The organism is Heyndrickxia acidiproducens DSM 23148, from assembly GCF_000374345.1.
Lineage (GTDB): Bacteria > Bacillota > Bacilli > Bacillales > Bacillaceae_C > Weizmannia > Weizmannia acidiproducens.
This window is the reverse complement of sequence record NZ_KB894004.1, coordinates 1-25,683: the sequence shown is the minus strand read 5'-3', so window position 1 is coordinate 25,683 and position 25,683 is coordinate 1. Positions and strand designations below refer to the sequence as shown.

The window sequence follows — 25,683 nt, the reverse complement described above, 5'->3', positions numbered from 1 at the left end:
AGTAGAACATCTATCATTACATATTGTGAGGTTTTTACCATGGAAAAAATTCATTTGCAAAAGTTCGAACCTGGCGATTTTGATGATTATTTTGAACTCTTTTCTAATCAAGATGTGATGGCGATGATTACGGAACGGGCACTTCCAATTGAAGAAGCAAAGCAGAACTTTCAAAAGGTTTTAGAACGAAATAAGCAGTTTGAACAGTTTGGGACATTTAAAGTTTATGGTGGCCGCAAAAAATTTATAAGGCTTGGGAGTTTAATTATAAATGATGATCGGCGGATGAAGCTGAAATCTATAATGAACCCGGAGGAAACCGCCAAAGTAAAACTGTATATTAACGACAATGCAATCAGTTCCTTTAAAAAATTTGCCCATTTTTGAAAGCTGTTGTGCTGGCGAGAAACAGAGAAGAAACTAAAAGAATGCAGCGCTTTTTTGTTTGTATGTAATTTATATATTGCAAAATGAATATTATATATTGCATTATCCAAGGTTGCTATGTAAAATATATATTGAAATAAGTAATATATATTTTACACTGAATTTCAGGGGCTGATAAGAAAAAGTGAACAACAAGGTAAAAATTGCTCGTGTTCAAATGGATCTTACTCAACAAGAATTAGCAGAAAAGGTGGGTGTTACCCGACAAACAATAAGTTTAATTGAGAAGGGAAAATACAATCCTTCTTTAAACTTATGCCTGGAGATTTGTTATGTAGTAAATAAAACTTTAGATGAACTATTTTGGAGGGATGATGAAAAGAATGAAAGATGAACGATTGCTTCTTCTTACGCTGAAAAACATCCCAATTGCTTTTGGAATTCAAACTTTGGGCATTATTGCTATTTTAGTTTACAATGGAATAAAGTATGGTTTTTGGTCTGCACACAATAACCCCTTGTGGTTAGTGTTCATTGGAACGAGTCCAAATGCCACAATTTTTTGTCCGGTAATGGTTCGGGTGATTTTCCGTTCTATCCCGTTACAATCCCTACTCTATTAGATCGGATAGTTATCACTTTTTATGTAATTCCAAACGGTTCAGTCTTTTCATTATTTATTTCTCGATCAGGGGGTTTTACAAAGTCAAAGTTATTTGTTACAGGTTTATAGTATATCCGGGTTTTTAACGGAAGTTTATGAACATATATTGACTTAAAACTGTTTTTTACCCCGCTACTTTCTTTAGATACCTTGATTCTTAAGTTAGACAGTTAATAAATGGTAAAGGAGTGAGAAATGATTGACATATTTGATGAGCCTATTATTTCTTATTGTCATTGGATATGCCACATTTAAATTTATTCAATTATTGAGAATGATGAGAAAAGAAATCATTCTGCCGGCAACAAGCGAAGAGTTGCTGGCAATTCGCAAATATCCCCAGAAAACAGTCGATTTTCCTAACTATGATAAACAAAAAGTGGGAATCATTTTCTATTCTATCTTGCTTTTATTTGTTGTCGTGATGTTTATCTTAGGCAAATTTATTTTAGACTTTGATTGGCCGCTTTATTTGTTATTGTTTCTTCCTTTTTCTAACACACAGAATCTCTTAAACTTGTTTGCTGTGGTTGAGGAAGGTTTGTTAATCGGGGATCGTTTTATTGCCTGGAAAAAAGTTAAGTCTTTTCAATTTATCCCTATTGATGTAAATCATCGGTTTTACGGCTATTCTAAAGAGGTCAATGATGGTTATGAATTAAAAATAAAAATGAAAATCTTTTCTACAAGCTGTATCGTTACTTCGGACGAAGTGAAAGAAAAGTTGGCTGGAATTCTCAATAACCATGTATGCTAACAGGGGAAAAATAGATGAATAGGATGCTAGCATTGATAATAAATAACGGGGTCTGCTTAGCCGTAGTTTGGAGAAAGAACGAACACATACTTATTTTTAGAAAAAGGTGACTGAAATGAACATATTATGGGATTTTGATGGAACATTATTCGATACATATCCTGCATACACCAAAATAGTTTCTCAGGTTTTAGGTGAAGCGGCAGATAAAAAAGAAATATATGCAAAATTAAAAATTTCGTATTCACATGCCCTGGACTATTATAATATTTCCAACAAAAAAGATGAATTAAATCAACTTAAGAACGAGATTGCTCCTCAAGAAATGATACCGTTTGACCATGTGGAGGAAATTTTGAAATTTGCAAACAAAAATGTGATCATGACACATAAACATCGGGCAGGAGTATTGGCAATCTTAAAATATTATGGCTGGGATCAATATTTTGTTGACATGGTAACGATTGATGACGGTTATCCCCGCAAGCCTGATCCGTCAGCTTATCTCTACTTGCATACCAAGCACAAGATTGATTTAGTGATCGGTGATAGAGATTTGGATTTGGTGCCTGCAAAGAAGTTAGGGATTCCAACTTGCATGTTCCAAGGCCAAAGTGATATTGCCGATTATCATTTACAAGACTACTCGGAGTTTTTTACTCATATTATTCATTCGTAAAAAGATTGTTGGTCAGGACAGAAAATGTAAAAGAGGTTCTATGCGATACTGTTATCATGAATGATGGGTAAATCACCACATGGTTTCAAATTGAAGAGTTTATGAAATTGACAAGCTTACCGTAAGAATGATATAAGGGGGAAATTCAACAATTATTTTTGAATGTGAAAAAATAGTTTGGTTAATTGGATCTGAGCAACTCTCTTAACCGAAATAGGAGGTAGCGGAGATGGAGCCGAATTGGGAAACTGTAACAAAAGATGGTTGGAGGCATAGAGAGAATCCAGAAGAGCTCATTCAATATTTTTTTCAGTTGACTAAAGACTTTCCACTATCTGCCAGAGCAAAATTCGAATTAGCCAATGCTTATGACTATTTGGGAGAGGAAGAAAAATCGATTCCATATTACGAGCAAGCGATTCGTTCCGGGCTTTCAAGAGAATATGAGTCATATGCCATGCTGCAACTGGGCAGTTCCTTAAGAAATGCTGATCGGCTTCAGGAAGCGGAAAAAATTTTGGCGGATGCAGAGAAGAAATTTCCGGAGATGCCATCAATTTCAATGTTTCTGTCATTGGTTTTATTCGATATGAATAGAAATGATGAAGCTCTAAGAACCGTTTTATATGCAATATTAAAGCATCCAAAATCATCGGATATTGAACGGTATAAAATAGCATTAGAGGATTACATCCGTGAATTTTAATATTATAAACGGAATGAAAGCCCATGCAGACAAAAAACCATGCCCGCGGTCGTTCATAAGAGGAATGATAGCCCGCGCCGGGAGAAAATCCATGCTCACGGTCGTTCATAAAGGGAATGAAAGCCCACGCCGGCAAAAAATCTATGCCCGCGGTCGTTCATAAAGGGAATGAAAGCCCGTGGCGGGAGAAAATCCGCGCCCGCGGTCGTTCATAAGGGGAATGAAAGCCCGCGCCGGCAAAAAGTCCCCGCCCACGGTCGTTCATAAAGGGAATGAAAGCCCGCGCCGGCAAAAAGTCCCCGCCCACGGTCGTTCATAAGGGGAATGAAAGCCCGCGGCGGGAGAAAATCCCCGCCCACGGTCGTTCATAAGGGGAATGAAAGCCCGCGGCGGGAGAAAATCCCCGCCCACGGTCATTCATAAAGGGAATGAAAGCCCGCGCCTGTAAAAAATCCCCGCCCACGGTCGTTCATAAGGGGAATGAAAGCCCGCGGCGGGAGAAAATCCCCGCCCACGGTCATTCATAAAGGGAATGAAAGCCCGCGCCGGCAAAAAATCCATGCTCACGGTCGTTCATAAGAGGAATGAAAGCCCGCGCCGGCAAAAAATCCCCGCCCGTGGTCGTTCATGGATTTACTCCACTTTGATAAAAAGTACTTCAGCATGATATAGATGGAAAAGAAGCTGGAACATTTTTGCTTTTTAACGTGGGAAGAGACTTTGAGCTGGTATCCCATAATGAGAAGAATAGAAATAAACCAAAACTGGATCTTATTTGGGTCGAGTTTTTTTTCTTGAAATTCGCTGTTTTTCCCGGAAACTCCCACGAAAATTCTTCTGAATAGCAATGAAGATGCCAGCTCAAAATAACATCATGATTTGACTTTTAATAAAGAATTTAGGTGAAACAATTGGTCGAAAATACACGAAACTGGTCAAAGTTTAGAAAAAAATCTGAAAGAAGGCTAAAAAAAGATGATATCACTGTTGTAGACACGGATGCTGCAAAAAAAGCAGTGATTGCAACTGCTCTTGGAAATGCAATGGAGTGGTTTGATTTTGGAATATACTCCTATTTGGCCGTGATCATTGGAAAGGTGTTTTTTTCGGGCGTGACCGGGCCGCTTCAACTGGTGTTTTCGTTTGCCACTTTTGCTGTGGCGTTTCTCGTTCGTCCTTTTGGCGGGATGTTTTTTGGCATGTTGGGTGATAAATTAGGGCGAAAAAAGATATTGGCCATCACTTTAGTGTTAATGTCTCTTGCTACTTTAAGCATGGGGTTGATACCGGGTTATTCAAAGATTGGGAATTTGGCCCCTACCCTGCTGCTGTTAGCCAGATTGGTTCAAGGATTTTCCACTGGTGGTGAATACTCGGGGGCTATGACGTTCATCGCGGAATCTTCACCCGATAAAAAGAGAGGCTTTTTATCAAGCGGGTTAGAAGTGGGAACATTGGTTGGATATATCACTGGATCCGGCGTCGTAACGATTCTCAGCTTTTGGCTTGGGGCTGAAAAAATGTTGGCTTGGGGATGGCGCATTCCGTTCTTTATTGCTGCTCCGATCGGTCTGATTGGCCTTTATTTGAGAAATAATCTGGAGGAGACTCCTGTCTTTGAAGCAATGAATGAAGGGAGACACAAAGAAAATGAAAAAGGATTAATCAAAAAAGTTTTTCTTTTTCATTGGCCGCAGCTGCTTAAAGGGATTGTTTTGGTTTTATTTTTTAATGTTGTGGATTATATGTTGTTATCGTATATGCCGTCTTATTTGAATGTTGTCCTCGGTTATGGAGAGTCGAAAGGCCTTTTGTTTATTCTGATTGTGATGTTTATCATGATCCCGGTTGTATTGCTTATGGGCTATCTTAGTGATCGAATTGGGAGTAAGAGCCTTGTAATGGGAGGTTTGATAGGGCTGATTCTTCTGTCCATCCCGTCATTTAAGATGATTGGAAGCGGCAATAATTTGATGGTCTTTTTAGGCCTGATGATATTAGCTATTCTGTTGGCGACTTTCGAAGCAACCATGCCGTCCATGCTGCCTTCCTTGTTTTTTACTGAAGTAAGATATGTTGCGCTGGCTATTGCTTTTAATGTTTCAGTTTCCTTATTTGGAGGAACGACTCCTTTGATGATGACGTGGCTTATAAAAATCACAAATAATCAGATGGTTCCGGCTTATTATGTTATGGCTGCTTGCTTTATTGGGGTCATAACCATGTTTTTTGTAAAAGATACTACCAAGAAAGCGCTGCGGGGCTCAGCACCGGCAGTAGAGGAAAAACGCGAAATTGCAGAAATTCTGGAGGATCCCCAGGAGGCCCTGTGGTGGAAAGAGGAAAGAAGAAATATTAAAGAAAAAATGGCTGATTCGGAGAGTGAAAAATAGTTCTCCTCTAATGGTGAGACAGGATATAAAACATCGCCAGCAGCCTGTATGCCGCCACCCATACTCTGTCATTCGGAGTGGGTGGTATTTTAACACCTAAAATATTTGCAGCTCCCCATTTAAGAAGATTCTACTCCCCCTGATTTTGTGAAATTAACATTCAGTTTCACGGTCTTGTTCTCGGGCCTTATCCTGCCTATCTTATTTCTTTATACGCACCCAAAAACAGGAAGATGTGCGGACTGACATGTTCCTTTCTGAAATGGTGTTGCATAGAAATAATTTTGTAATACGATTTTGAAAAAGCGCTCATGGTTGGCTTTATTCGCCCCATCGTTTTGGACTCCATAAAGTTCCGTCAATTTCCCCTTCCATCTGGTAAATTCGCTTTGCTTGTTCTCTAATGATATCTTGGGCAGCTTTCACTAAAGTAACTTCATTATAATCTTGACTTTTATCATAAATTCGCTGTAATTCTTGTAAAATCCATTCTTCTTTTTCCAATTGTCATCACCCCTTATTAGGTTTGCCGAACTTGGTCAAGGACGATCTTTAATCCGTCAATGGATGAACGGTTTTCTTCAATAAGTTCAATCGTATATTTAAATGTATCTGTATCTTTTTGATCCTCTGTCCTTTGCATGGCTTTTTGTAATTGGGAAATTAACCATTTTTCGCGGGAAGCCAGACTCGAATCGTTCTCCATCGTGAGCATTTGCCAGTATTGAATGAGTGCATCCATTTTTTCGTTTTCTTCCATGTAAGAAAATTGGAAAATGGAGAGTGTCTTTAAATATTTCATACCTGTTTTATAGGCCATGGCTTGATAAGGTTTTGTAAGTTCGTTGATGCTGTATCGTTCAGTCCCGCCTGCTTGGTACTCTTTTTCATTAATACCGATGAATAAAACCAATCCAAACTCTTTTCCTTTAAGGGCCGTCCCTCTTGTACCGTGAGCAAATCCTTCTTCAAGAACAACATCTTGCCAATGTTTTAACATGGGTGGCGAACTATACCAATAAAATGGAAATTGAAAAATAATTCGATCATGTATTTTTAGTAAGTCCTGTTCCTTTTTTACATCAATTTTTCCATCAGGGTAAACCGCCTCCAAATGATGGACGGTAACCTCGTCAAAATCCTTTAATGAACTTAAAAAATATTGCTGGCTGCCGGATTCTAAAATATCTGGATGGGAAACAATTAATAAGGTTTTCATTGTAATCTCCTTCCGTAAAATTGCAGTACGGAACTTTTTTCAATCGATACGAGTATAGCATGTGCAGATTGATATCGACAGAATCATGCTTAGGACAGGCCTTGGTCATTATTATGAGTATAACCATTCAAAAAATGTTTTTTACTAGCCATAAAGAACAATTACTAAAAGATTTAAGTCAAAGAACTGGAAGAAGTATTTTACATGAGTTAAACGATGATGAGTTAAATTGGCTAATAGAGCATATTGATAAATCATTATCCATCAATACAAATATAGTTGAGAAAGACAGGTGGACAATTTGGAAAGCAGTAAAATAATCTAAATTACGAAAGCTCTCTTTACTTCCAGCTCATTAATCAATCATTCAGAATGGGCCCATACAACAATATGTATATTAGACAGGAAATTGAAATGTGAAAGTTGCGTGATGTCATTTTAATTGATTGAAATAAATGCTCCTTCTCTCGTGCTGTCATCCTTTCGACTACGCGTCCAAAATGAATGGCTTTTTGGGCATGTGTAAATCTTGATTCACTTCCTTGTGAATCATGTCCGGAAATCCTAATTCCGATGCCGCTTTTCTAAACTTACGAAGCGAGTCGGAAAAATGGGTCGCCTCCAGAATGTCGCAGTTTTCTTTTACTAATTTTTCACCGTATTCCCTGTCTCCTGTCATAAAGATTGCCATTCCTTTCATAATGGATAACTCAATCGTATCAAACAGTATGTTTTCCTGTCAGAAAGTGATTCCTCAGATTGGGATAAAAAACAAATTCAGGATTTTATACTAAATTGTTTAGCAACAGCACAAAAAGAAGGAAGTGTAAAAGTACTTTTTAGCTAAAGTCAAAAAAATGTAATTAAGGAAGGATAATGGTAAGGGAAAACTGAAGTCGCTGGAACTTTGGTATGCTATGATATGGATAAGTATATCATAATTGGTGGTGATGATATGGATAAGGTTCTTTTCGCGGAGAAACTCATGAAATACATTGATTCCATGGATAGTGAAAACTCAGTTGTTCAATTTTATATACCGGGCAAAGGCAGATTTACGCTTGTTCTAGAAGAGGAAGATCATCAAACAATAAAAGCTGATGTAAAGAAGAATCCTCATCTTGAACTAATGTTTAAAGAAAGTGAAGAACAATATAAAGAAGGATATAGTATTACGACCTCCGATTTATTAAAATCACTTTCAGCAAAGGATTTCATGTAATGGAATCTCGGGATGTGATTTGGACTCCTGCAGTTGAGTTCCGGCGCCAATAAGAATTAGCGGAGAAATGGTGATAAATTTCCTTATGTTGACGTTGGTCAATGTTTTTATAAGCATCTCTTCCTAAAATGAAGTTGTAATCCATTTTAGGAGGGATCGTTATGAGTGAATTAACCGCAGAAGAAAAACTGCAACAAGAATTGGAACAGGAGCAAAAAGAGCATGATCATCATCACCCGACAGCTGCGGCCATGACGAATCACATCGTGGCAAACCTGGCTGTGCTTTGGACAAAATTGCATCAATATCACTGGTATGTAAAGGGACCGCAATTCTTTCATCTACACGAAAAATTTGCGGAATTGTATACGGATGCAGCAAACTGGTATGATAAAATTGCTGAGACCTTATTGGCTATGGATGCCAAACCGTTTTCAACTACCGGACAAAACATGAAATATACGTTTATCCAGGAAGACGAAGCAGATAAATATCGGACTGCAGAAGAAATGGTTGCGAATATGATTGATGATTTCCGGTTAACACGGGATGTTGCAATTCGTGCCATTTATCTGGCGTCTGAACAAGGGCATGCAGCTTTGGAAAATGTTTTAATTGACTACAAACGGTATCTTGATAAACAAATTTGGCTGTTGCAAGCCTTTCTGGGAAAAACAGCTTTGGAAGATGAAGAAGAATGAAATCAATCAGAGGCCTTGGAAAAACCGGGCCAGTTTTCTGTCAGGAGGTTTTCCGTTGAAACAACATCATTGTCACCATGAACCCCGGCCCGGCCATTTTCATCATAGCCATGCGGAATGTATGAGACTAGTGCCCATCTTTAATCATCTGGAGGAGGAACAGATGGCGAAAATTGCAGAGTCTGCTGAAACGCTGGAATTACAAAAAGGCGAAATGCTATTCCGTGCGGGTGAAAAGGATGATACATTATATATTATCAATACAGGAAAAATAAGGATTTTCCGTCTATCGGATTCCGGAAAGGAGCAGCTTGTCCGCATTTTGGATCCGGGTGATTTTACCGGGGAGTTGGCCGTTTTCCAGCCGGGAGAGGTTCATGATAATTATGCTGAGGCCTTACAAAAATCATCTGTTTGCCTTATTAAGCAAAAAGACCTGCAAGCCTATCTACTGGAGTATCCCCAAATATCAGTAAAAATTTTAGCTGAAATGACGAAGCGTTTGAAAGACTCGGAAAAACAAACGGCCCAGGTTGCCATAGAAAATGTTGAATCCAGAATCATCTCGTTTTTGATCAATTGTGTGGAAAAAAACGGTGCAAATCATACAACGATTACCCTGCCTATGTCTAAAAAAGATCTGGCTTCTTATCTGGGGACAACCCCTGAAACCATTAGCAGAAAGTTTACAATCCTTGAGAAGCAGGGATTAATTGAACAGTTGCCAAAGAAGAAAATTAAAATTCCTGATTTAGATCAACTGTTATTACACGCAGATTAACAAGGAAGATATAAGAAGTACACCGCTTGCCAAACTGCGGTGTATTTTTTTGTCTTTCCCCTCTTCAATAAACGGATAAAACCATTTTAAATTCAAGGATGCTTGACCGGGGTCAATGATGAAAGGACAGGATTCCATTACAATAAGAGTATAACAAGGAAACGGACAGGAGGAGTTCTAATGATAGAAAGAGTGAATCACCATAAGCATCATCTGACCTGGCTTGCCGCTATTTTCATTGTCCTCGGTTTTTTTGCAAAGCTTGCAGGTCTGGCGGGGTGGAGAGATGGCCTTCTCATTGCGGCGACGGTGTTGGCTGCCATCCCGATTGTGATAAAAGCCTGGCAAGCCATCAGAATGAAAACTTTCAGTATTGAGTTGCTTGTGACGGTAGCGGTTGCGGGTGCCCTGTTCATCCATGAGTATATGGAGTCAGCGGCCGTCACTTTCCTGTTTTTATTCGGCGATTATTTAGAAGCAAGGACACTAAAGAAAACCCGTTCTTCTTTAAAGCAATTGGTCGATATGGCACCGCAGGAAGCAATCTTGCTTCAAGAAGACGGGACACGCCAAAAAATTGATGTGGATCGTGTTCAAGCAGGTGACCGGTTAGTTGTTCTGCCGGGCGGTAAAATACCGGTCGACGGGGCTATTACCAAGGGCCGCGCATCCATCAATGAAGCGGCGATCACCGGTGAGTCCATTCCGGTAAGCAAAGAGGAAAAAGAACCTGTTTTTAGCGGTTCTATCGTGGATACAGGCTATATCGAAATGGTGGCTGAAAAAGTCGGGGATGACACAACCTTTGCCAAGATGGTTGAACTCGTTGAAGAGGCCCAGGATGCAAAATCCAAAACCGAACGTTTCCTGGACCGGTTTGCGGCCTATTACACACCGGCTGTTGTCTTCCTTGCGCTCGTCGTATTGTTTTTCACCCGTGACTTGCATATGGCGATTACCTTCTTAGTCATTGCTTGCCCGGGTGCCCTCGTAATCGGTGCTCCTGTTTCAAATGTTGCCGGGATTGGAAATGGTGCGAAAAACGGTGCTCTTATTAAAGGCGGAGACATTATGGAAAGACTTTCAAAGGTAGACACGCTCGTATTTGATAAGACCGGCACGTTAACAAAAGGAAAACCGGAAGTCACCGATTTGCATCTGTTTGGCACGATGAATGGTGAGAAAATTCTCGGTCTGGCAGCTAAGGCGGAAACCGTTTCTGAGCATCCGCTCGGTCAAACCATTGTGAAGGAAGCAGAAGCAAGAAAAATCAGCCTCAACCATTATCATTTGCAGGAAGGTGAAGCCATTAAAGGGAAAGGCATTACCGCAACGATAGATGGCTGCGCTGTTGCAGCGGGAAACCGCAAACTGATGGAAGCGCAAGGTATCGCGATCCATCAAACAGCACGGGATTACGCAACACAACGTGAAAAATTAGGAAATACCGCTATTTTCATTGCAGTCAATGGGAAATTGGAAGCGATTCTGTCAATCGCCGATCAAATCCGTGAAGATGCCCGGGCTGCCTTAGCGGATATGCGTTCCAACGGGATCAAACGGATAATCATGTTAACGGGGGATAACTCCCATACTGCCCAAGCTGTTGCCAGCCAATTAGGCATTGATGCGTTTCATGCGGAACTTCTTCCAAATGAAAAGGTTCAATATGTGAAGAAGCTGAAAGAGGAAGGGTCCATTGTTGCAATGGCCGGTGATGGCATTAATGACGCCCCTGCCATTGCAACAGCAGACATTGGGCTCGCCATGGGAAAAGGTGGAACGGATGTATCCATGGAAACGGCTGATATTGTTTTGATGGCGGATAAACTTACTCAATATGCACATGCTTTTGCCCTGTCAAAGAAAACCATGCGGAATATGAAACAAAACATCGCCATTGCATTAGTAGTTGTAGCTTTCTTGCTCGTTGGTGTCCTTTGGGGCCGGGTAAACCTTGCAATCGGAATGTTTGTCCATGAAGGCAGCGTATTGGCCGTCATTTTAAATGCGATGCGATTGATCAGATTTAAAACAAAAGCCCGTCAGAATAAGCTTAACATGAACAACCAAACACAAAAAAGCAAGGCAGCATAATTTATTTTAAAATTTGATGAATATCAATTACGAAATAAAATAGATCACTTAATATATAGATATCAAAGGAGGAAATGAAAATGGCGAAAGCAGTCATGCAATTAGAAACATTAACCTGCCCATCATGTATGAAGAAAATACAAAGTACTTTAGACAAGGTCGATGGCGTGGAAAAAGCAAAAGTCCTTTTCAATGCCAGCAAAGCAAAAGTGGACTTTGACGAAATGAAAGTTTCAGCAGATGAGTTGAAGGAAACAATTGAAAAATTAGGCTATGAAGTGAAAACGGTGAAAACAAATTGATTCGCATAAGGTTGAGATCCGATGTGGGGTCTCAGCCTTTTTTTATTTTCACGAATTTAGGGGTTTGTACATAATAGAAATTTCGATAATGAGTGTTGTGATGAGTAAAATAAAGATGATGAAATCCGGAACAGTGGAAACCTGGATACCTATGCCCCAAGTTCCCTTTGCTTAGGTTTTTTTGCTTGTGAATCACTATGTTTATAATATTCAAAATTTACTACAGTTTGATAAAAACGGCTTAGGCGTGGTATAAGTGTAAAAGAAACAGGTACATTTTTGTTTTATGATTTTGGGAGAGCGTTTGACCGGGTATCCCATTATGAGAGGATTGAATTTGAATATGAAAGAAAATTTTTGGCGTGATTTACCACGGCCATTTTTTATACTTGCACCAATGGAAGATGTGACGGATGTTGTTTTTCGCCATGTCGTGAGTCAAGCAGGCAGACCCGATGTGTTTTTTACAGAGTTTACAAACACGGAAAGCTTCTGTCACCCGGAAGGACGCATGAGTGTGCGCGGGCGTTTGACTTTTACAGAGGATGAACAACCTATTGTGGCACATATTTGGGGGGATAAGCCTGAATATTTCCGGAAAATGAGTATGGGTGTAGCGGAACTCGGATTTAGCGGTGTGGACATCAATATGGGCTGCCCTGTGCCGAATGTAGCATCCAAAGGGAAAGGAAGCGGGCTGATCCGCCGTCCGGAAGTCGCTGCCGAAATCATACAAGCTGCAAAAGCGGGAGGATTGCCTGTCAGTGTGAAGACAAGACTTGGTTATACGGATGTAGATGAGTGGCGGGAGTGGCTGACACATGTATTGAAACAAGACATCGTGAATCTTTCCATTCATCTGCGGACAAGAAAGGAAATGAGCAAAGTTGATGCCCATTGGGAGCTGATTCCGGAGGTCAAAAAACTTCGTGACCAGGTGGCGCCGGATACACTTTTGACGATCAACGGGGATATTCCTGACCGCCAAACCGGCCTGAGGCTCGCTTATCAATACGGTATTGACGGGGTGATGATCGGGCGCGGTATTTTTAAAAATCCATTTGCCTTTGAAAAAGAGCCAAAAGAGCATAGCACTAAAGAATTGCTTGATCTCTTAAGATTGCATCTTGATCTTCATGACCAATATTCAAACGAATTAGAGCCGCGACCATTCAAACCGCTTCATCGCTTTTTTAAGATTTATGTCAAGGGATTCCGGGGCGCGAGTGAATTAAGAAATCAATTGATGAGCACAGCGTCAACGGATGAAGTCCGTGCATTACTCGATCACTTTGAGTTAAAGATGTTTGAGGGGACGGGGGAGACAGTAGATTGATGGCCCCTCAATGTTGAAGGGGCATCAAGCATTCAATCAGGGTAAGAAGATTTAGCATTCATGGATTTAGGTTTGCAATGTACTCGCCTAATCATAAACTTTTAGCGAACAGACCCTGTTTTCGGGACAATAAAGAGATCCGATTTCAGGGTCTTTTCCGCTCCAGACCCGGGACGAGTGAAAAATTAATAAGGGGAAATTCAATGATTTCATTTAAACAAGTATCAAAACAATATGACGATGGAACCGAGGCAGTGAAATTACTTGACATAGAGGTTAAAGACGGGGAGTTTTTTGTCTTGATCGGTCCGAGCGGCTGTGGAAAAACGACAACTTTAAAAATGATCAACAGGCTGATAGGGGCTTCAAGCGGTACAGTGTCGATCAATGGAAAGCCCATCCATGACTATGATATTCACGAACTTCGCTGGGGGATCGGGTATGTCCTGCAGCAAATTGCACTTTTCCCGCACATGACAATTTCGGAAAATATCGCAGTTGTGCCGGAAATGAAAAAATGGAGCAAGAAAAAAATTTCAGCACGTGTGGATGAGCTCCTGCATATGGTTGGCCTCGAGCCTTCAACTTACCGCAACCGGAAACCCGGTGAACTTTCCGGCGGCCAGCAGCAGCGGATCGGCGTACTCCGGGCATTGGCAGCAGACCCGGAGATTCTGTTAATGGACGAACCTTTTAGTGCCCTTGATCCCTTCAGCCGTGAAAAACTGCAGGATGATTTGCTAAAGATTCAACGGACCATTAAAAAGACGATTGTATTTGTCACGCATGATATGAAGGAAGCCATGAAACTGGGCGACCGGGTATGCTTGATGAAAGATGGACAAGTAGTGCAAATCGGGACGCCTTCAGAAATTGTATCCCATCCGGTAAATGATTTTGTCCGCGAATTTGTCGGAATGCAAAAATTAAATCCGGATTGGCATGACCTGCTTACCTCTGCCGGAGAAACTGTATTACATGGCCAACAGCCTGTACCTTATACGATGCCTTTGAACGAGCTGCTTGAACGAATATCGGAAGCTGAGGCCGTCCCCGTCGAAAAAAACGGCAGGATAATCGGCATGATCCACCGTTCAAACTTGCTCCGCCGGGTGGCTCAATATGTAAAAGAGGGAGGGCGGTTCCATGAGTAATGTAATAGAAGTTTTTTCAACCAGGAAGGGGCAATTGCTCAGTGCCCTATGGGAACACGTCCAGATTTCCCTGATTTCCCTTTTTATCGCAATCCTGATTGCCATTCCTTTAGGCATTTACTTAACACACAAGCAAAGGATAGCCGAAATCATCATTGGGATTACAGCGGTTTTACAAACGATCCCGTCTTTAGCACTGCTTGGTTTGTTGATTCCTTTATTTGGAATTGGAACGGTGCCAGCCGTGATTGCGTTGGTGGCTTATGCCCTGCTGCCGCTCTTGCGGAATACATATACCGGGATCAAGGAAGTGGATCCTGTTTTGGTGGAAGCTGCAGATGCGATGGGAATGAACAGAAGAAAAAGGCTCCTGAAAGTGGAACTTCCTTTAGCGATGCCTGTTATGATGGCAGGGGTGCGGACAGCCACTATTTTAATTGTCGGTACTGCGACGATTGCGGCCCTTATTGGTGCAGGCGGTTTGGGCGATATCATCCTGCTCGGGATAGACCGCAATGATTATACGCTTATTTTTCTTGGCGCTGTCCCGGCCGCCTTATTGGCGATTGTTCTCGATGTATTACTCCGGCAGCTTGAAAAAGTTTCATTTAAAAACGTCATCATTACAGATTCAACTTTTTCCATTATGATGTTGCTGGTTATCGGTTCAACATTCATTCATCCGGACGGCCAACAGAAAATTGAGGTTGCGGGTAAACTTGGATCGGAGCCGGAAATTCTGATCAATATGTATAAACTGTTGATTGAAGAGAATACAGACTTAAAAGTGGAATTAAAGCCAGGGCTCGGCAGTACATCTTTTGTCTACAATGCACTAAAATCAAAAGATATTGATATCTATCCGGAATTTTCCGGAACAGCCATTTCGGAGTTTTTGAAGGAGGAACCGGTAAGCACAGACGGCGGAGAGGTATATAAACAGGCGAAAACAGGTTTGTCCAATAAATTTAATATGGTTATGCTGAAGCCAATGCAATACAATAATACTTATGCCTTAGCGGTCTCGAAAAGTTTTGCCGAAAAATACCATCTTGAAAAGATATCGGACTTAGCAAGGGTCAGGCAGGATGTAAAAGCAGGCTTCACACGGGAGTTTACAGACCGTCCCGACGGTTACCCCGGCCTGTCCAAAAAATACGGCCTTTATTTTAATTCGCTTGTGACGATGGAGTCATCCGTCCGATATGCTGCGATGAAAAAAGGAAAGATTAACCTGATGGACGCTTATTCGACTGATGGCGAACTGCAAAAATATCATTTGAAGGTCCTGGAAGACGATCAGCACTTTTTTCCCCCGTACCAGGGAGCACCGCTATTAAGGCAGGAAACGGTGGACAAGCACCCGGAAATCGTGCCGGCACTGAACAAACTTGCCGGTAAAATCACGGACAGCGAGATGCGGGAAATGAATTACGAAGTTGCTGTACAGGGAAAAAGGGCTAAAGATGTTGCAAGAAATTTTCTAATCAAGGCGGAATTAATAAAGGAAAAGAAATAATAAATAGCACTAATTGCTTGCAGTTTCAAAATCCGCTGTATCATCTTGTGGATATTTAGCAGACAATCATAAGCTTTTAGCAAACGGGCCCTGTTTTCGAAATCACTAACTTTTGCGATTTCAGGGTCCGTTAATCACAATTCCTTGTCCTCATACAATGTTCCCGGATTTTTAGGAAAAAAGATGAAAAAATCCTTTCACTCGATAAACCTTGATTTTGGAATTCCAAAGTGTCAAATGTAAATTTTATGGCAGTTTGTTGATGGCTGATTTATTTCTTCTATATTCAAAAACTTCAATTACATCGGCCTATTAAGTTGTATATATAAGTGTATTGTTATATATTAATGTAAAGAGCGAGGTGAATGATATGCACAATACGGCGATTGAATTAGACAGGGCCGCCATGATTTTAAAATTGCTGGGCGATAAAACCCGTTTGTCGATGATGAAAATTCTTGATGGGGAAACATGCTGTGTTTGTGAATTTGTAGAGGTTTTTCAAATGAGCCAGCCGGCCATCAGCCAGCATCTCCGAAAACTTAAGGACATGGGCTTGGTGCAGGAAGAGAAAAAGGGGCAGTGGGTGTATTATTCCACCCGCAAAACGAGTGAATATTATCCATTTGTGAAACAAATCCTGGACCAATTACCGGCTCAAGAGGAGAAACTGGAAGAAATAAAAAAATTAAGCATTAGGAATTCCTGCTGCTAATTTGGGGGTCATCAGTTTGTCGGGTACTTTGTTATTCGCTGTTCTCATTTTTGTTGCAACATTGGTGTTTGTCATCTGGCAGCCCGGGGGTTTGTCCATCGGCTGGCCGGCGATTGGCGGAGCCATATTGGCGCTGATCACAGGGGTCGTTGGTTTTCATGATGTGATGGAGGTCATTCACATTACTTGGAACGCCACCCTGTCTTTTGTCGCCATTATTCTCATCTCTCTGATTTTGGATGGGATCGGCCTGTTTGAATGGGCTGCCTTACATATGGCAAGAATCGCAAAGGGCAACGGCATTAAAATGTTTATTTATATCAGCGTTTTAGGCGCCATTGTTGCTGCCTTCTTTGCCAATGACGGTGCGGCGTTGATCTTGACGCCGATTGTTTTGGCGATGGTCAGAAACTTAAATTTCAAAGAAAAAATGATTTTTCCGTTTGTGATGGCAAGCGGTTTTATCGCAGACACGACTTCACTGCCGCTAGTTGTCAGCAATCTGGTGAATATCGTGTCGGCGGATTTTTTCCATATCCCATTTGTTGATTATGCATTAAGAATGATGATTCCGGATTTGTTTTCATTTGCTGCGACGATCGCAGTACTGCTGGTATACTTCCGTAAAAACATTCCAAGACAGTATGATTTGTCAAAACTAAAGGAGCCAAAAACGGCGATTCGGGATTTAAAGATGTTTCATCTATCCTGGTATGTGCTCAGTATCCTCCTGGCCGGTTATTTGGGGAGTGAATTTATCAATGTACCAGTTTCACTGATTGCCGGTACGATTGCAATTTTCTTCCTGATCATGGCAGGCCGCAGCCATGCGATTAGTACAAAGGCTGTTATAAAAGGAGCGCCGTGGAATATCGTTTTCTTTTCGATTGGGATGTATGTGGTTGTCTTCGGACTGGGCAATGCCGGGTTTACTGCAGCTTTAGCCAAAGTCATTGAGGCTTCTGCCAATAATGGTCTGTTCATTGCCACGATTGCCATGGGTTATATTGCCGCATTTCTTTCCTCGATCATGAACAATATGCCGGCTGTCATGACCAATGCTTTAGCGATTGCAGAAACACACACTTCCGGCACTATCCGGGAAGCATTGATTTACGCAAATGTTATCGGGTCTGACCTCGGTCCGAAAATTACCCCGATCGGTTCGCTGGCAACACTTGTGTGGCTCCATGTTTTATCGCAAAAAGGCGTTAAAATCTCATGGGGTACGTATTTTAAAACCGGTATTACCTTAACCATTCCAATTTTATTTATCACGCTGCTGGGATTATGGATCACCCTGCTCCTATTTTAAAGGGGATTTGATAATGGAAAAGAAAAAAATTTACTTTTTATGTACAGGAAATTCATGCCGAAGCCAGATGGCGGAAGGCTGGGCAAAAAAATATCTGGGCGATAAGTGGGAAGTCCGGAGTGCAGGGATAGAAGCACACGGCTTAAACCCAAATGCAGTAAAGGCGATGAAAGAAGTAGGAATTGATATTTCCGGCCAGCGCTCGAAATTGATTGACCCGGATTATCTAAATCACGCGGATCTTGTTGTGACGCTTTGCGGAGATGCCGATGAGAGATGCCCGATGACACCACCGAAAGTGAAACGGGTTCATTGGGGTTTTGATGACCCGGCAAAGGCAGAAGGAACTCCTGAAGAAGTTTGGGGCGTATTCCAGCGTGTCCGGGATGAAATCGGCGAAAGAATTAAACGGTTTGCGGAAACTGGAGAATGAGTAGAAATCATTTAAACGGCTGAAAGAAACAATTGAAGTATTATTTCACTGTAACTTTAATTTTGAACAAAGAGTTGGTATCTAAAGTAGTAGCAGTCCAGGGAGAATCAAACTGTATACGGGTGTTCCATCCTAATCTAATTTTTGAACTTTAGCTGGATCCAAAGCGGGTCCGGCTTTTTTGTTTTTTTCGTCTGTCTTCAATCCTTGATCAAAATAAGATTAAACGGTTTCCAACCAATAATTTTATCTATCCCATCATGATTTTCATTGTATAAATCGGTCGGTCCTTTTTCACGTAATTATTATCGTCATCATGAGGCCTTTTCTCCGCTTTATTTTGGGAAATAATTTATTTCTGTCATATAAAAAGAAGGCGTGCAGCCAAAAGTGGCAACGCTCAAGCATGATTTGAGGAAGGAAACGACGGGAAGGTGCCGGAAAATCATAAAGTTAAATAATTATTTAAAACAACAAGGATATAATCAAAATCAATAATAATTTATTGAAAATCAATAAAAAACATGCTAAAATCAAATCAACATAAACCTGTGAGGTGTTTTTCATGAAACGAGGATCCACACTCTTTTTGAAGATAGCTGTTTTTCTTATCGGAATGCCGGTTCTTGCTTTCGGTATTTTTGGGGTGTACTGGTTGGTTCAACATCCAGTAAATCAAGCTTATGCCTACATACTTTATCCCATTTTAATAGGTATATATGTATCAGCATTCCCATTTTACATCGCATTGTATAAGGCTTTTAGACTTTTAAGTTATATTGACAAAAACAGAGCCTTCTCGCAAATTTCTGTAGAAACTTTAAAGAAGATCAAATACTGTGCCATCACTGTCGGAGCCTTGTATGTGGCCGTGATGCCATTCGTTTATCTGTTGGCAGATAAAGACGATGCGCCGGGTCTCATCATAATCGGAATGATCCCTGTCTTTGCTTCTATGGTGATTGCGGTCTTTGCTGCTGTTCTCCAAAGGCTTTTACAAGAAGCGATCAATATTAAATTAGAAAATGACTTAACGGTCTGAGGTGAAAACAATGGCGATTATTATTCATATTGACGTGATGCTGGCGAAAAGAAAAATGAGCGTCACAAAACTTTCGGAGAGGGTTGGTATCACAATGGCGAATCTTTCGATATTGAAAAACGGAAAGGCAAAAGCCATTCGATTATCAACATTAGACGCAATTTGTAAGGCTCTGGAATGCCAACCCGGAGATATTTTAGAATACCGGGACACCGATGAGGAGTAAAAGGGGGGGGCTTGCCAATGAACATAACCATCCAAAGCAATACCCGGAAAAAACGTTGAAGGCGCATATGATGCGGGCATTAAGACAACTCTTCCGTTTTGGCTGGGAGCAGGCCCTTTCCTGTATATTTCCTGTCGTGATTTTTGCCTCTCTGGCTCTTACAAAAATCATCCCGCTGCCCTTGCTGCCGCGGTATGACTGGCTGTTCATCATCTGCCTTTTCATGCAATGGGGAATGGTGCGTTCCAGGCTTGAAACATGGGACGAACTGAAGGTCATCACATTGTTTCACCTGGTTGGGCTTGCACTTGAAATTTTCAAGGTGCATATGGGTTCCTGGTCTTATCCGGAAAAAGGATACGTTAAGATTTTCGGCGTCCCTTTGTATAGCGGCTTCATGTACGCAAGTGTTGCGAGTTATCTTTGCCAGGCATGGAGGAGGTTAAAGGTTGAATTGGTGAAATGGCCGTCATTTGTGGTAGTTCTGCCTCTTGCCGCTGCGATTTACTTGAATTTTTTTACGCACCATTTTTGGATTGACGTCCGTTGGTGGTTATCCGGTCTTGTCCTGATTGTTTTTTGGCGAACATGGGTGATATACGAGGTGAACGGAGCCCGTTACCGCATGCCGCTCGCTCTCTCTTTTGTTCTTATCGGATTTTTTATTTGGATTGCTGAAAATATCGCAACCTTTTTCGGCGCCTGGGAATATCCCGACCAAACAGATGCCTGGAGTCCGGTCCATCTCGGAAAGGTGAGTTCATGGCTGTTACTGGTGATCGTCAGTTTTCTTATCGTCGCAACGTTAAAGCAAGTGAAGGGAAAAATGCCAAAGGGATAGATTCCGGCTGAATAAGATTTTTCTTTGGACTGAAGCTTAAACAGGCAGCAGCGGGCGTATCAAAAACTCCCGCTGCTGCCTGCTTTATCATTACCTTTAAGCGCGTTTATAAGTTAATTTTCTTCTCAATTAAATATCCCGTTCCTAAAAATAAAGCGATCATGAGGACGAAATTATAAACAAATGATGCGATATTTGTTACGGCAAAGCCTGAGCTTATGCCCAAGGTTAACCCGTTGTTTTGGTGTTGCACCTGGAAGAGATCATTGTGCAAATCAGGCGTTTGCACATGGAAAGTGTTTAAATCCAAATAATAAGGAATAAGCCTGCTGATTTCCAGATCCATATAGCCTAACACACCGCTTAAGATAACAAAAATAACAAACCATACGCCGCCAATCTTTTTATTGCGGAAGGTTACTTTGCTGAGTGTCATTGAAAAATAGATGAGCAGTAACACACTGACACCGCTGCAAGCCATGGATAATATCATGTAAAAGCTGGCTTTAATGGATATGCCTTGCGAAATCGCAGAGAAAAGTTTGGATAAATTCAGATCAAATGGGCTGAAAATCAACACCATTATAAAGTTGTACAGTGCAACGGAGATTCCCAATACCATGAACCAAAATAAAGCAGCGATGAGTTTAGAGCCAAGGATCTGATTTCCTGTCAAAGGCAATGTAAAGGTTAGGTAGCCGCTGTCTTCATATAATTCTTTTCGAAACGAGCCGACAATGTAGAGAAAAGCAGTGAGAGCCGCACCAAATAAAAGTATGACGCCAATCGGCATAAAGAGATCCACTGAATGAAACAGCGAGTCTGCCCTGGTAGAATAGGCGTACATGCCGGTTAAGAGGACGAATACTAAAGCTAATACGCCCAAAATAAACTTGTAAGTTCCTTTTAATTCATACTTCATATATTTAAACATTCGGTTTCCCTCCTAAGCCCCGAAAACTTCTTTATAGATATCATCGATTTGTTTCCCTTTTTCTTCCCTGAGCGCCTCCGCATTACCCGTTAATTTCACCTGGCCGTCTTTCAAAAAGACAACATCATCCAGAATGCTTTCCATATCCCTTACTAAATGCGTTGTAATGATCATCGAACTATTTTCATTATAATTATTGATGATCGCATCTAAAATTTGATCCCTTGCTACCGGATCCACTCCTGCGATCGGTTCGTCCAATATATACAGTTTTGCATTTCTTGCTAAGACAAGCGACAGGTTCAGCTTCTCATGCATGCCTTTTGAAAGCGTGTCAATTTTCATTTGTTTTTCCAGTTTCATGAAATCCAGCAGCTCAGCAAACTTTTTTTGATCGAAGTCCGCATAAAAATCGTGATAAAGTTTTGCAGCATCCCTGATTCTCATCCATTTGTAGAGAAAATTCCGGTCCGGCAAGTAGGAAACAATGGATTTCGTCGGAACTCCAATCTTTTTTCCATCGATCAAAACCTGCCCGCTTGTCTGCCGCAGAAGCCCGGTTAAAATTTTTATCAATGTTGTTTTACCGCTGCCGTTCGGGCCTAAAATCCCAACGACTTTTCCCTCCTCAATCGTTAAGTTCAATTGATCGAGAGCTTTTTTATGAAAATAATTCTTTGTCAGGTCTTTGATTTCGACGATATTCTTCATTTAATCTCCCTCCTTAAGTTTTTCCGATATCATGTGTTTGATTTCAGCAGGCTGGAAACCTAAGTTTTTCATTTCTCCAAAAAAACGGTCAATGATGTTTGCGGCCATGTTTTGTTTTAAATGATTGATTGTAGAGCTGTCTTCTGTTACAAAGGTTCCCATTCCTCTTTGCGTTTTCACCAGCCCTTCCCGCTCCAGTTCCTGGTAGACTCTTTGGATCGTATTTGGATTAACTTTTAATTCTTTTGATAATTCTCTAACAGACGGCAATTTATCTCCTCCATTGATTTCACCGGAAACCACTTTTGTCTTAATTAAATTCATGATTTGAATATAAATGGGCAGAGTACTGCTAAATTCCACCTTTTCACCTCCAGTTACGGTGTATTAGTGTACCACATAAATAGTACACTATGGATGTGGTATTGTCAAACACATATAATATTTAAGGAACTGGTTAGCATGTCGAAACGAATAAGGCCCTGAAATCGTAAAATACTTTTCACGAAATCAGGGCCTGTTCGAAAATATAATAGCCTGCTTTTATTTATTCGAAGCCGGTATAATTTTATGATTGGAATTCCCATCATGAATAAGAGAAACTTACTTTTTTTGCCTGATAAACTGTATGCTTTTCTTCAACCAGTCTACATAACTTTCTTCTCTGGAGATGGCTTTTGTCAAAACAAGATAATGTCCTAACTCATCTGATCCTAGTTCAATTTCCGCTTCTCTTTGCGCGAAAATAAGCTGGTAACGGGATTTCAACTCTGATAATTTTTGCTCCCGCTGATCCAATTGGTCTTGAAAAAGCGGAAGAATTTTTTCTTGGGGAATGTATTTGATAAAATAAACTTTTAAAGCAAATGTGTCTTTTTCCGTTTCGGGAATTTGCTCCTGGAACACCAGCCATTGTGCCAGTTCTTTTTTTCCTTCTTCCGTCAGTGTGTACATCTTTCTTTCCAGTTTGACGCCCGATATTTCAATATACTGCTTGATCAGTTTTTCATCCAGCAGTTTTTTTAATTCGGTATAAATCTGGCTGTGCTTGGCACTCCAAAATTGGGAAATTTCTTTTGTAAATTCAACCGTAATATCATAACCGCTCATATCTTGTTTTCTCAACAATCCCAAGATGGCGTGTTTAAGGACCCTTTTTGCCATCGTATAACCTCCGTCATGTTTTCTTGACATTATTATAGCATAGGTGTAAATTAAACATGTAAACATTGACATGTTTAATATTAAATGTTGGTTGATATACGAGGAGGTAAACAATGAAAACTTTAGAAGAATTTTTAGGTACTCACATGATCTATACTTATGAAAATGGCTGGGAATATGAATTTTATATAAAAAATCAAGATACTGTCGATTATCGAATCCACAGCGGAATGGTTGGCGGCCGATGGGTCCGTGACCAAAAAGCAGATATTGTTAAAATCGTAGATGGCGTTTTTAAAGTTTCCTGGACAGAACCAACTGGTACAGACGTTTCCTTGAACTTCATGCCGAATGATAAGCGGATGCACGGTATCATCTTTTTCCCGAAATGGGTGCATGAACATCCGGAAATCACGGTCTGCTATCAAAATGACCATATTGATTTAATGGAAGAATCCCGCGAAAAATACGAAACTTACCCGAAATATGTTGTTCCGGAATTTGCGGATATTACCTACATTAAGAATGAAGGCATAAACAACGAAAAAGTGATTTCAGAGGCACCTTATGCAACAATGGCCGAAGACATCCGCTCAGGAAAACTAAAATTTTCATAAGCAGCATAAAATGATAAAGAAGAAAAAATAAGTAACGTGAAAAAATTAGCAAAACCAGCCTTTCAAAGTGAAAGGCTGGTTTTGCTTTTGGCTTGCGCCGTTATTCCGCTTCGCCGACAACAGAGAAGCGTTCATTTTGATGCTGTGGATTTTCAATTTCATCCAGGATCGCAATCGCAAAATCTGCATAGCTGATGTAGCTTTCCCCTTTTGAATTCAATGTTAACACATCTCCGCCTTTTTTATAGGAGCCGGTTCGTTTGCCTGCCGGATCAAAGAACGCGGCTGGACTCACAAATGTCCATTGGATACCGGTGGAATGCTGCAGATCTTCTAAATTCTGCCCTTGGTTTTTCGCAGTTGGCAGGAAGGCAGCGGGAAAATCAGGTGTATCCATGACACGAACTGTTTTTGATTCATCCGTAAATAGGCTGCCGGCACCGCCAACAACGATAAGGCGTGTGTTTGGAGCCCCTTTTAAAGCCTCGATCAAAACCCGGCCGGCTTCCACGTGTTGATGTTCCTGCCCGGGTGCAGCACCAAATGCATTTACAACGGCATCGTATTTTTCAAGATCCCCGGATTGGATATCGAAAATATTTTTTTCGACCACGTCGACCTGTTTGTTTTGAATTTTCGATGCATCCCGGACAATTGCTGTGACTTTATGGCCTCTTTCAACAGCTTCTTTAAGAATATGGCTGCCGGCTTTCCCGCTGGCGCCAATGATTCCAATTTTCATATGGCAGTCCTCCTATGATATGTAATTTATTTTGTTACATGTAACAATTATAATTACAATTATACGGAAGTGTCAATGCTATTTATTTTTGTTTGAAGTTATATTATACTTGTAATCACATGAATTACATGAGGATGGTGACTGAAAATGTCGATCAGCAGCCGCTTTGCTGTCGGGATCCATATATTGGCTTTAATTGAAATCAATAAAGAAGGCGTGAGTTCTTCAGAATTTTTAGCGGAGAGTGTCAATACGAATCCTGTTGTCATCCGGAAAATCATGGGGATGCTGAAAAAAGCCGGTCTAGTAGAAGTCCATCCGGGAAAAGCAGGGGCAAAACTGGCAAAAGGCCTGTCCGACATTACACTACTTGATGTTTATAAGGCAGTGAATGTTGTCCAGGACAGAGCGTTATTTAGCATCCATCGGAATCCTAACCCGAAATGCCCTGTGGGAAGAAATATTCAAGATACAATTGAACCGATATTTGAAGCATCCCAGATCGCAATGGAGAAAGTTTTAGGGAACGTGACATTGAAAGATGTGGTAAAAGATATTGCCAAAAAAGAGGATTAAACAGCTAAGAAAAATATATAAAATTGCAATCAAATCTATTGACTAAATAAATAGATCTTTAATATAATTTAGAAAACAAGATCTTTGGAGAAGTATACCAATGAGAGTGAATATTGGGAAAGTTGCTGAAACGGTTGGTGTAACCGTAGATACGATTAGACGTTGGGAAAAAGAAGGAAAAATTAAATCTGACCGATCGAGCGCCGGTCATCGCCGTTATGATTTAGATCAAGTTTTGGCTTATGTAAATAATGAGAAAAACAAGCCAAAAGAAAAAATAGCCTTCAGCTATGCCAGATCATTGAAGATATCGGTTCGGGATTAAATTATCATAAGCCTGGATTAAAAGAACTAATTCGGTTAATAGAATTAAATCAAGTTAGCCATTTGGTTTTGAATTATAAAGACCGGCTCTTGAGATTCGGTAGTGAAATTATTTTTGAAATGTGT

32 protein-coding genes and 2 pseudogenes are annotated in these 25,683 nt (G+C 40.7%); 26 read left to right on the top strand and 8 right to left on the bottom strand.

Annotated features, from left to right (window positions below; translation table 11 throughout):
• The first annotated feature begins 39 nt into the window (after positions 1 to 39).
• The 7 genes from C232_RS18585 (at position 40) to C232_RS0111515 (ending at position 5,586) form a co-directional block, all read left to right on the top strand.
• Positions 40 to 387, top strand: a complete 348-nt coding sequence (locus C232_RS18585) for a GNAT family protein (protein ID WP_018664252.1) — start codon at positions 40 to 42, stop codon at positions 385 to 387.
• 184 nt (positions 388 to 571) lie between these two features.
• The gene (locus tag C232_RS0111560) at positions 572 to 781 is read left to right on the top strand and encodes a helix-turn-helix transcriptional regulator (protein ID WP_018664240.1); all 210 of its coding nucleotides are present in this window, start codon (positions 572 to 574) and stop codon (positions 779 to 781) included.
• Positions 771 to 1,010 (top strand): hypothetical protein, encoded by a 240-nt coding sequence (locus C232_RS18580; protein ID WP_051086231.1) that lies wholly within the window; start codon positions 771 to 773, stop codon positions 1,008 to 1,010. Before C232_RS0111560 ends, C232_RS18580 begins: the two co-directional genes overlap by 11 nt.
• A 240-nt stretch (positions 1,011 to 1,250) precedes the next feature.
• Positions 1,251 to 1,808, top strand: a complete 558-nt coding sequence (locus tag C232_RS0111550; protein WP_018664236.1) for a hypothetical protein — start codon at positions 1,251 to 1,253, stop codon at positions 1,806 to 1,808.
• Positions 1,809 to 1,923: 115 nt separating this feature from the next.
• A complete protein-coding gene (locus tag C232_RS0111545; protein WP_018664234.1) occupies positions 1,924 to 2,487 on the top strand; it encodes an HAD-IA family hydrolase in 564 nt (187 codons plus the stop codon).
• A gap of 229 nt (positions 2,488 to 2,716) precedes the next feature.
• A complete protein-coding gene (locus C232_RS0111540; protein ID WP_018664232.1) occupies positions 2,717 to 3,193 on the top strand; it encodes a tetratricopeptide repeat protein in 477 nt (158 codons plus the stop codon).
• Between the two features lie 911 nt (positions 3,194 to 4,104).
• On the top strand, positions 4,105 to 5,586 hold the full coding sequence (locus C232_RS0111515; protein ID WP_018664222.1) for an MFS transporter: 1,482 nt from the start codon (positions 4,105 to 4,107) through the stop codon (positions 5,584 to 5,586).
• A gap of 321 nt (positions 5,587 to 5,907) precedes the next feature.
• Here the strand turns inward: C232_RS0111515 and C232_RS0111510 are convergent, their stop codons facing one another.
• Together C232_RS0111510 and C232_RS0111505 are read right to left on the bottom strand one after the other, a co-directional pair.
• On the bottom strand, positions 5,908 to 6,090 hold the full coding sequence (locus tag C232_RS0111510) for a hypothetical protein (protein ID WP_018664220.1): 183 nt from the start codon (positions 6,088 to 6,090) through the stop codon (positions 5,908 to 5,910).
• A 16-nt stretch (positions 6,091 to 6,106) separates the two neighbouring features.
• Entirely contained in the window at positions 6,107 to 6,805 is a 699-nt protein-coding gene (locus C232_RS0111505; RefSeq protein ID WP_018664218.1) for an NAD(P)H-dependent oxidoreductase, read from the bottom strand.
• Positions 6,806 to 6,960: 155 nt separating this feature from the next.
• Between C232_RS0111505 and C232_RS19430 the strand changes: the two are divergent.
• Positions 6,961 to 7,125, top strand: a pseudogene (locus C232_RS19430) (class I SAM-dependent methyltransferase); the annotation flags it as partial.
• Between the two features lie 167 nt (positions 7,126 to 7,292).
• Here the strand turns inward: C232_RS19430 and C232_RS0111500 are convergent.
• Positions 7,293 to 7,505, bottom strand: coding sequence for a hypothetical protein (locus C232_RS0111500; RefSeq protein ID WP_018664214.1), 213 nt, complete (start codon positions 7,503 to 7,505; stop codon positions 7,293 to 7,295).
• A 222-nt stretch (positions 7,506 to 7,727) separates the two neighbouring features.
• Here C232_RS0111500 and C232_RS0111495 point away from each other — a divergent pair, with 222 nt between their 5' ends.
• The 14 genes from C232_RS0111495 to C232_RS0111425 all read left to right on the top strand — a co-directional run bounded on the left by C232_RS0111495 (position 7,728) and on the right by C232_RS0111425 (position 20,489).
• Positions 7,728 to 8,027, top strand: coding sequence for a hypothetical protein (locus tag C232_RS0111495; protein ID WP_235801540.1), 300 nt, complete (start codon positions 7,728 to 7,730; stop codon positions 8,025 to 8,027).
• 161 nt (positions 8,028 to 8,188) lie between these two features.
• Positions 8,189 to 8,728, top strand: a complete 540-nt coding sequence (locus C232_RS0111490) for a Dps family protein (RefSeq protein ID WP_018664209.1) — start codon at positions 8,189 to 8,191, stop codon at positions 8,726 to 8,728.
• Positions 8,729 to 8,849: 121 nt separating this feature from the next.
• A complete protein-coding gene (locus C232_RS0111485) occupies positions 8,850 to 9,509 on the top strand; it encodes a Crp/Fnr family transcriptional regulator (protein ID WP_169338754.1) in 660 nt (219 codons plus the stop codon).
• Between the two features lie 180 nt (positions 9,510 to 9,689).
• Positions 9,690 to 11,606, top strand: a complete 1,917-nt coding sequence (locus tag C232_RS0111480; protein WP_018664205.1) for a heavy metal translocating P-type ATPase — start codon at positions 9,690 to 9,692, stop codon at positions 11,604 to 11,606.
• Positions 11,607 to 11,686: 80 nt separating this feature from the next.
• A complete protein-coding gene (locus C232_RS0111475; RefSeq protein ID WP_018664203.1) occupies positions 11,687 to 11,908 on the top strand; it encodes a heavy-metal-associated domain-containing protein in 222 nt (73 codons plus the stop codon).
• 343 nt (positions 11,909 to 12,251) lie between these two features.
• Positions 12,252 to 13,244 carry a tRNA dihydrouridine synthase gene (locus tag C232_RS0111470; protein ID WP_026314589.1) on the top strand — a complete coding sequence of 331 codons (993 nt, stop codon included), beginning with the start codon at positions 12,252 to 12,254 and terminating at the stop codon, positions 13,242 to 13,244.
• A 203-nt stretch (positions 13,245 to 13,447) separates the two neighbouring features.
• Entirely contained in the window at positions 13,448 to 14,398 is a 951-nt protein-coding gene (locus C232_RS0111465; RefSeq protein WP_018664201.1) for an ABC transporter ATP-binding protein, read from the top strand.
• Positions 14,391 to 15,917, top strand: coding sequence for an osmoprotectant update ABC transporter permease/substrate-binding subunit OpuFB (gene opuFB, locus C232_RS0111460; RefSeq protein WP_018664200.1), 1,527 nt, complete (start codon positions 14,391 to 14,393; stop codon positions 15,915 to 15,917). Before C232_RS0111465 ends, opuFB begins: the two co-directional genes overlap by 8 nt.
• A 370-nt stretch (positions 15,918 to 16,287) precedes the next feature.
• Positions 16,288 to 16,632 (top strand): ArsR/SmtB family transcription factor, encoded by a 345-nt coding sequence (locus C232_RS0111455; RefSeq protein WP_018664199.1) that lies wholly within the window; start codon positions 16,288 to 16,290, stop codon positions 16,630 to 16,632.
• 16 nt (positions 16,633 to 16,648) lie between these two features.
• Positions 16,649 to 17,947, top strand: coding sequence for an arsenic transporter (locus C232_RS0111450; protein WP_018664198.1), 1,299 nt, complete (start codon positions 16,649 to 16,651; stop codon positions 17,945 to 17,947).
• Positions 17,948 to 17,960: 13 nt separating this feature from the next.
• Complete coding sequence (arsC, locus tag C232_RS0111445) at positions 17,961 to 18,380, top strand: arsenate reductase (thioredoxin) (protein ID WP_018664197.1); 420 nt, start codon at positions 17,961 to 17,963, stop codon at positions 18,378 to 18,380.
• A gap of 565 nt (positions 18,381 to 18,945) precedes the next feature.
• On the top strand, positions 18,946 to 19,422 hold the full coding sequence (locus tag C232_RS0111435; protein WP_018664193.1) for a DUF2975 domain-containing protein: 477 nt from the start codon (positions 18,946 to 18,948) through the stop codon (positions 19,420 to 19,422).
• Between the two features lie 10 nt (positions 19,423 to 19,432).
• A complete protein-coding gene (locus C232_RS0111430) occupies positions 19,433 to 19,648 on the top strand; it encodes a helix-turn-helix domain-containing protein (protein ID WP_018664190.1) in 216 nt (71 codons plus the stop codon).
• A gap of 70 nt (positions 19,649 to 19,718) precedes the next feature.
• The gene (locus tag C232_RS0111425) at positions 19,719 to 20,489 is read left to right on the top strand and encodes a DUF817 domain-containing protein (RefSeq protein ID WP_026314588.1); all 771 of its coding nucleotides are present in this window, start codon (positions 19,719 to 19,721) and stop codon (positions 20,487 to 20,489) included.
• 106 nt (positions 20,490 to 20,595) lie between these two features.
• Here the strand turns inward: C232_RS0111425 and C232_RS0111420 are convergent, their stop codons facing one another.
• From C232_RS0111420 to C232_RS0111405, 4 genes are all read right to left on the bottom strand, one after another.
• Entirely contained in the window at positions 20,596 to 21,423 is an 828-nt protein-coding gene (locus tag C232_RS0111420; protein WP_018664186.1) for an ABC-2 transporter permease, read from the bottom strand.
• Between the two features lie 12 nt (positions 21,424 to 21,435).
• Entirely contained in the window at positions 21,436 to 22,134 is a 699-nt protein-coding gene (locus tag C232_RS0111415; RefSeq protein WP_018664185.1) for an ABC transporter ATP-binding protein, read from the bottom strand.
• The gene (locus C232_RS0111410) at positions 22,135 to 22,497 is read right to left on the bottom strand and encodes a GntR family transcriptional regulator (RefSeq protein WP_018664184.1); all 363 of its coding nucleotides are present in this window, start codon (positions 22,495 to 22,497) and stop codon (positions 22,135 to 22,137) included.
• Between the two features lie 240 nt (positions 22,498 to 22,737).
• Entirely contained in the window at positions 22,738 to 23,298 is a 561-nt protein-coding gene (locus tag C232_RS0111405) for a PadR family transcriptional regulator (protein ID WP_018664182.1), read from the bottom strand.
• A 113-nt stretch (positions 23,299 to 23,411) separates the two neighbouring features.
• Here C232_RS0111405 and C232_RS0111400 point away from each other — a divergent pair, with 113 nt between their 5' ends.
• Positions 23,412 to 23,915, top strand: coding sequence for a phenolic acid decarboxylase (locus C232_RS0111400; protein WP_018664174.1), 504 nt, complete (start codon positions 23,412 to 23,414; stop codon positions 23,913 to 23,915).
• Between the two features lie 100 nt (positions 23,916 to 24,015).
• Here C232_RS0111400 and C232_RS0111395 read toward each other — a convergent pair whose 3' ends face one another.
• Entirely contained in the window at positions 24,016 to 24,657 is a 642-nt protein-coding gene (locus C232_RS0111395) for an NAD(P)-dependent oxidoreductase (RefSeq protein ID WP_018664172.1), read from the bottom strand.
• Between the two features lie 147 nt (positions 24,658 to 24,804).
• Between C232_RS0111395 and C232_RS0111390 the strand changes: the two genes are divergently transcribed.
• From C232_RS0111390 to C232_RS20525, 3 genes and pseudogenes are all read left to right on the top strand, one after another.
• A complete protein-coding gene (locus C232_RS0111390; RefSeq protein ID WP_018664170.1) occupies positions 24,805 to 25,233 on the top strand; it encodes an Rrf2 family transcriptional regulator in 429 nt (142 codons plus the stop codon).
• A gap of 100 nt (positions 25,234 to 25,333) precedes the next feature.
• Positions 25,334 to 25,558: a MerR family DNA-binding transcriptional regulator gene (locus C232_RS19100; protein WP_026314587.1), complete on the top strand. Its 225-nt coding sequence runs from the start codon at positions 25,334 to 25,336 to the stop codon at positions 25,556 to 25,558.
• A pseudogene (locus C232_RS20525) lies at positions 25,531 to 25,683 on the top strand (IS607 family transposase); the annotation flags it as partial. The gene C232_RS19100 and the pseudogene C232_RS20525, both read left to right, overlap by 28 nt.

What these genes read in the sequence shown, in the direction of transcription:
- C232_RS0111500 (WP_018664214.1), bottom strand. Translation starts at nt 7,505, where the DNA reads ATGAAAGGAATGGCAATCTTTATGACAGGAGACAGGGAATACGGTGAA.
- C232_RS0111435 (WP_018664193.1), top strand. Translation starts at nt 18,946, where the DNA reads ATGAAACGAGGATCCACACTCTTTTTGAAGATAGCTGTTTTTCTTATC.
- C232_RS0111480 (WP_018664205.1), top strand. Translation starts at nt 9,690, where the DNA reads ATGATAGAAAGAGTGAATCACCATAAGCATCATCTGACCTGGCTTGCC.
- C232_RS0111420 (WP_018664186.1), bottom strand. Translation starts at nt 21,423, where the DNA reads ATGTTTAAATATATGAAGTATGAATTAAAAGGAACTTACAAGTTTATT.
- opuFB (WP_018664200.1), top strand. Translation starts at nt 14,391, where the DNA reads ATGAGTAATGTAATAGAAGTTTTTTCAACCAGGAAGGGGCAATTGCTC.
- C232_RS18585 (WP_018664252.1), top strand. Translation starts at nt 40, where the DNA reads ATGGAAAAAATTCATTTGCAAAAGTTCGAACCTGGCGATTTTGATGAT.
- arsC (WP_018664197.1), top strand. Translation starts at nt 17,961, where the DNA reads ATGGAAAAGAAAAAAATTTACTTTTTATGTACAGGAAATTCATGCCGA.
- C232_RS0111395 (WP_018664172.1), bottom strand. Translation starts at nt 24,657, where the DNA reads ATGAAAATTGGAATCATTGGCGCCAGCGGGAAAGCCGGCAGCCATATT.
- C232_RS0111505 (WP_018664218.1), bottom strand. Translation starts at nt 6,805, where the DNA reads ATGAAAACCTTATTAATTGTTTCCCATCCAGATATTTTAGAATCCGGC.
- C232_RS0111425 (WP_026314588.1), top strand. Translation starts at nt 19,719, where the DNA reads ATGCGGGCATTAAGACAACTCTTCCGTTTTGGCTGGGAGCAGGCCCTT.
- C232_RS0111545 (WP_018664234.1), top strand. Translation starts at nt 1,924, where the DNA reads ATGAACATATTATGGGATTTTGATGGAACATTATTCGATACATATCCT.
- C232_RS0111415 (WP_018664185.1), bottom strand. Translation starts at nt 22,134, where the DNA reads ATGAAGAATATCGTCGAAATCAAAGACCTGACAAAGAATTATTTTCAT.
- C232_RS0111475 (WP_018664203.1), top strand. Translation starts at nt 11,687, where the DNA reads ATGGCGAAAGCAGTCATGCAATTAGAAACATTAACCTGCCCATCATGT.
- C232_RS0111430 (WP_018664190.1), top strand. Translation starts at nt 19,433, where the DNA reads ATGGCGATTATTATTCATATTGACGTGATGCTGGCGAAAAGAAAAATG.
- C232_RS0111470 (WP_026314589.1), top strand. Translation starts at nt 12,252, where the DNA reads ATGAAAGAAAATTTTTGGCGTGATTTACCACGGCCATTTTTTATACTT.
- C232_RS0111485 (WP_169338754.1), top strand. Translation starts at nt 8,850, where the DNA reads ATGAGACTAGTGCCCATCTTTAATCATCTGGAGGAGGAACAGATGGCG.
- C232_RS0111400 (WP_018664174.1), top strand. Translation starts at nt 23,412, where the DNA reads ATGAAAACTTTAGAAGAATTTTTAGGTACTCACATGATCTATACTTAT.
- C232_RS0111490 (WP_018664209.1), top strand. Translation starts at nt 8,189, where the DNA reads ATGAGTGAATTAACCGCAGAAGAAAAACTGCAACAAGAATTGGAACAG.
- C232_RS0111455 (WP_018664199.1), top strand. Translation starts at nt 16,288, where the DNA reads ATGCACAATACGGCGATTGAATTAGACAGGGCCGCCATGATTTTAAAA.
- C232_RS0111390 (WP_018664170.1), top strand. Translation starts at nt 24,805, where the DNA reads ATGTCGATCAGCAGCCGCTTTGCTGTCGGGATCCATATATTGGCTTTA.
- C232_RS0111495 (WP_235801540.1), top strand. Translation starts at nt 7,728, where the DNA reads ATGGATAAGTATATCATAATTGGTGGTGATGATATGGATAAGGTTCTT.
- C232_RS19100 (WP_026314587.1), top strand. Translation starts at nt 25,334, where the DNA reads ATGAGAGTGAATATTGGGAAAGTTGCTGAAACGGTTGGTGTAACCGTA.
- C232_RS0111405 (WP_018664182.1), bottom strand. Translation starts at nt 23,298, where the DNA reads ATGGCAAAAAGGGTCCTTAAACACGCCATCTTGGGATTGTTGAGAAAA.
- C232_RS0111465 (WP_018664201.1), top strand. Translation starts at nt 13,448, where the DNA reads ATGATTTCATTTAAACAAGTATCAAAACAATATGACGATGGAACCGAG.
- C232_RS18580 (WP_051086231.1), top strand. Translation starts at nt 771, where the DNA reads ATGAAAGATGAACGATTGCTTCTTCTTACGCTGAAAAACATCCCAATT.
- C232_RS0111540 (WP_018664232.1), top strand. Translation starts at nt 2,717, where the DNA reads ATGGAGCCGAATTGGGAAACTGTAACAAAAGATGGTTGGAGGCATAGA.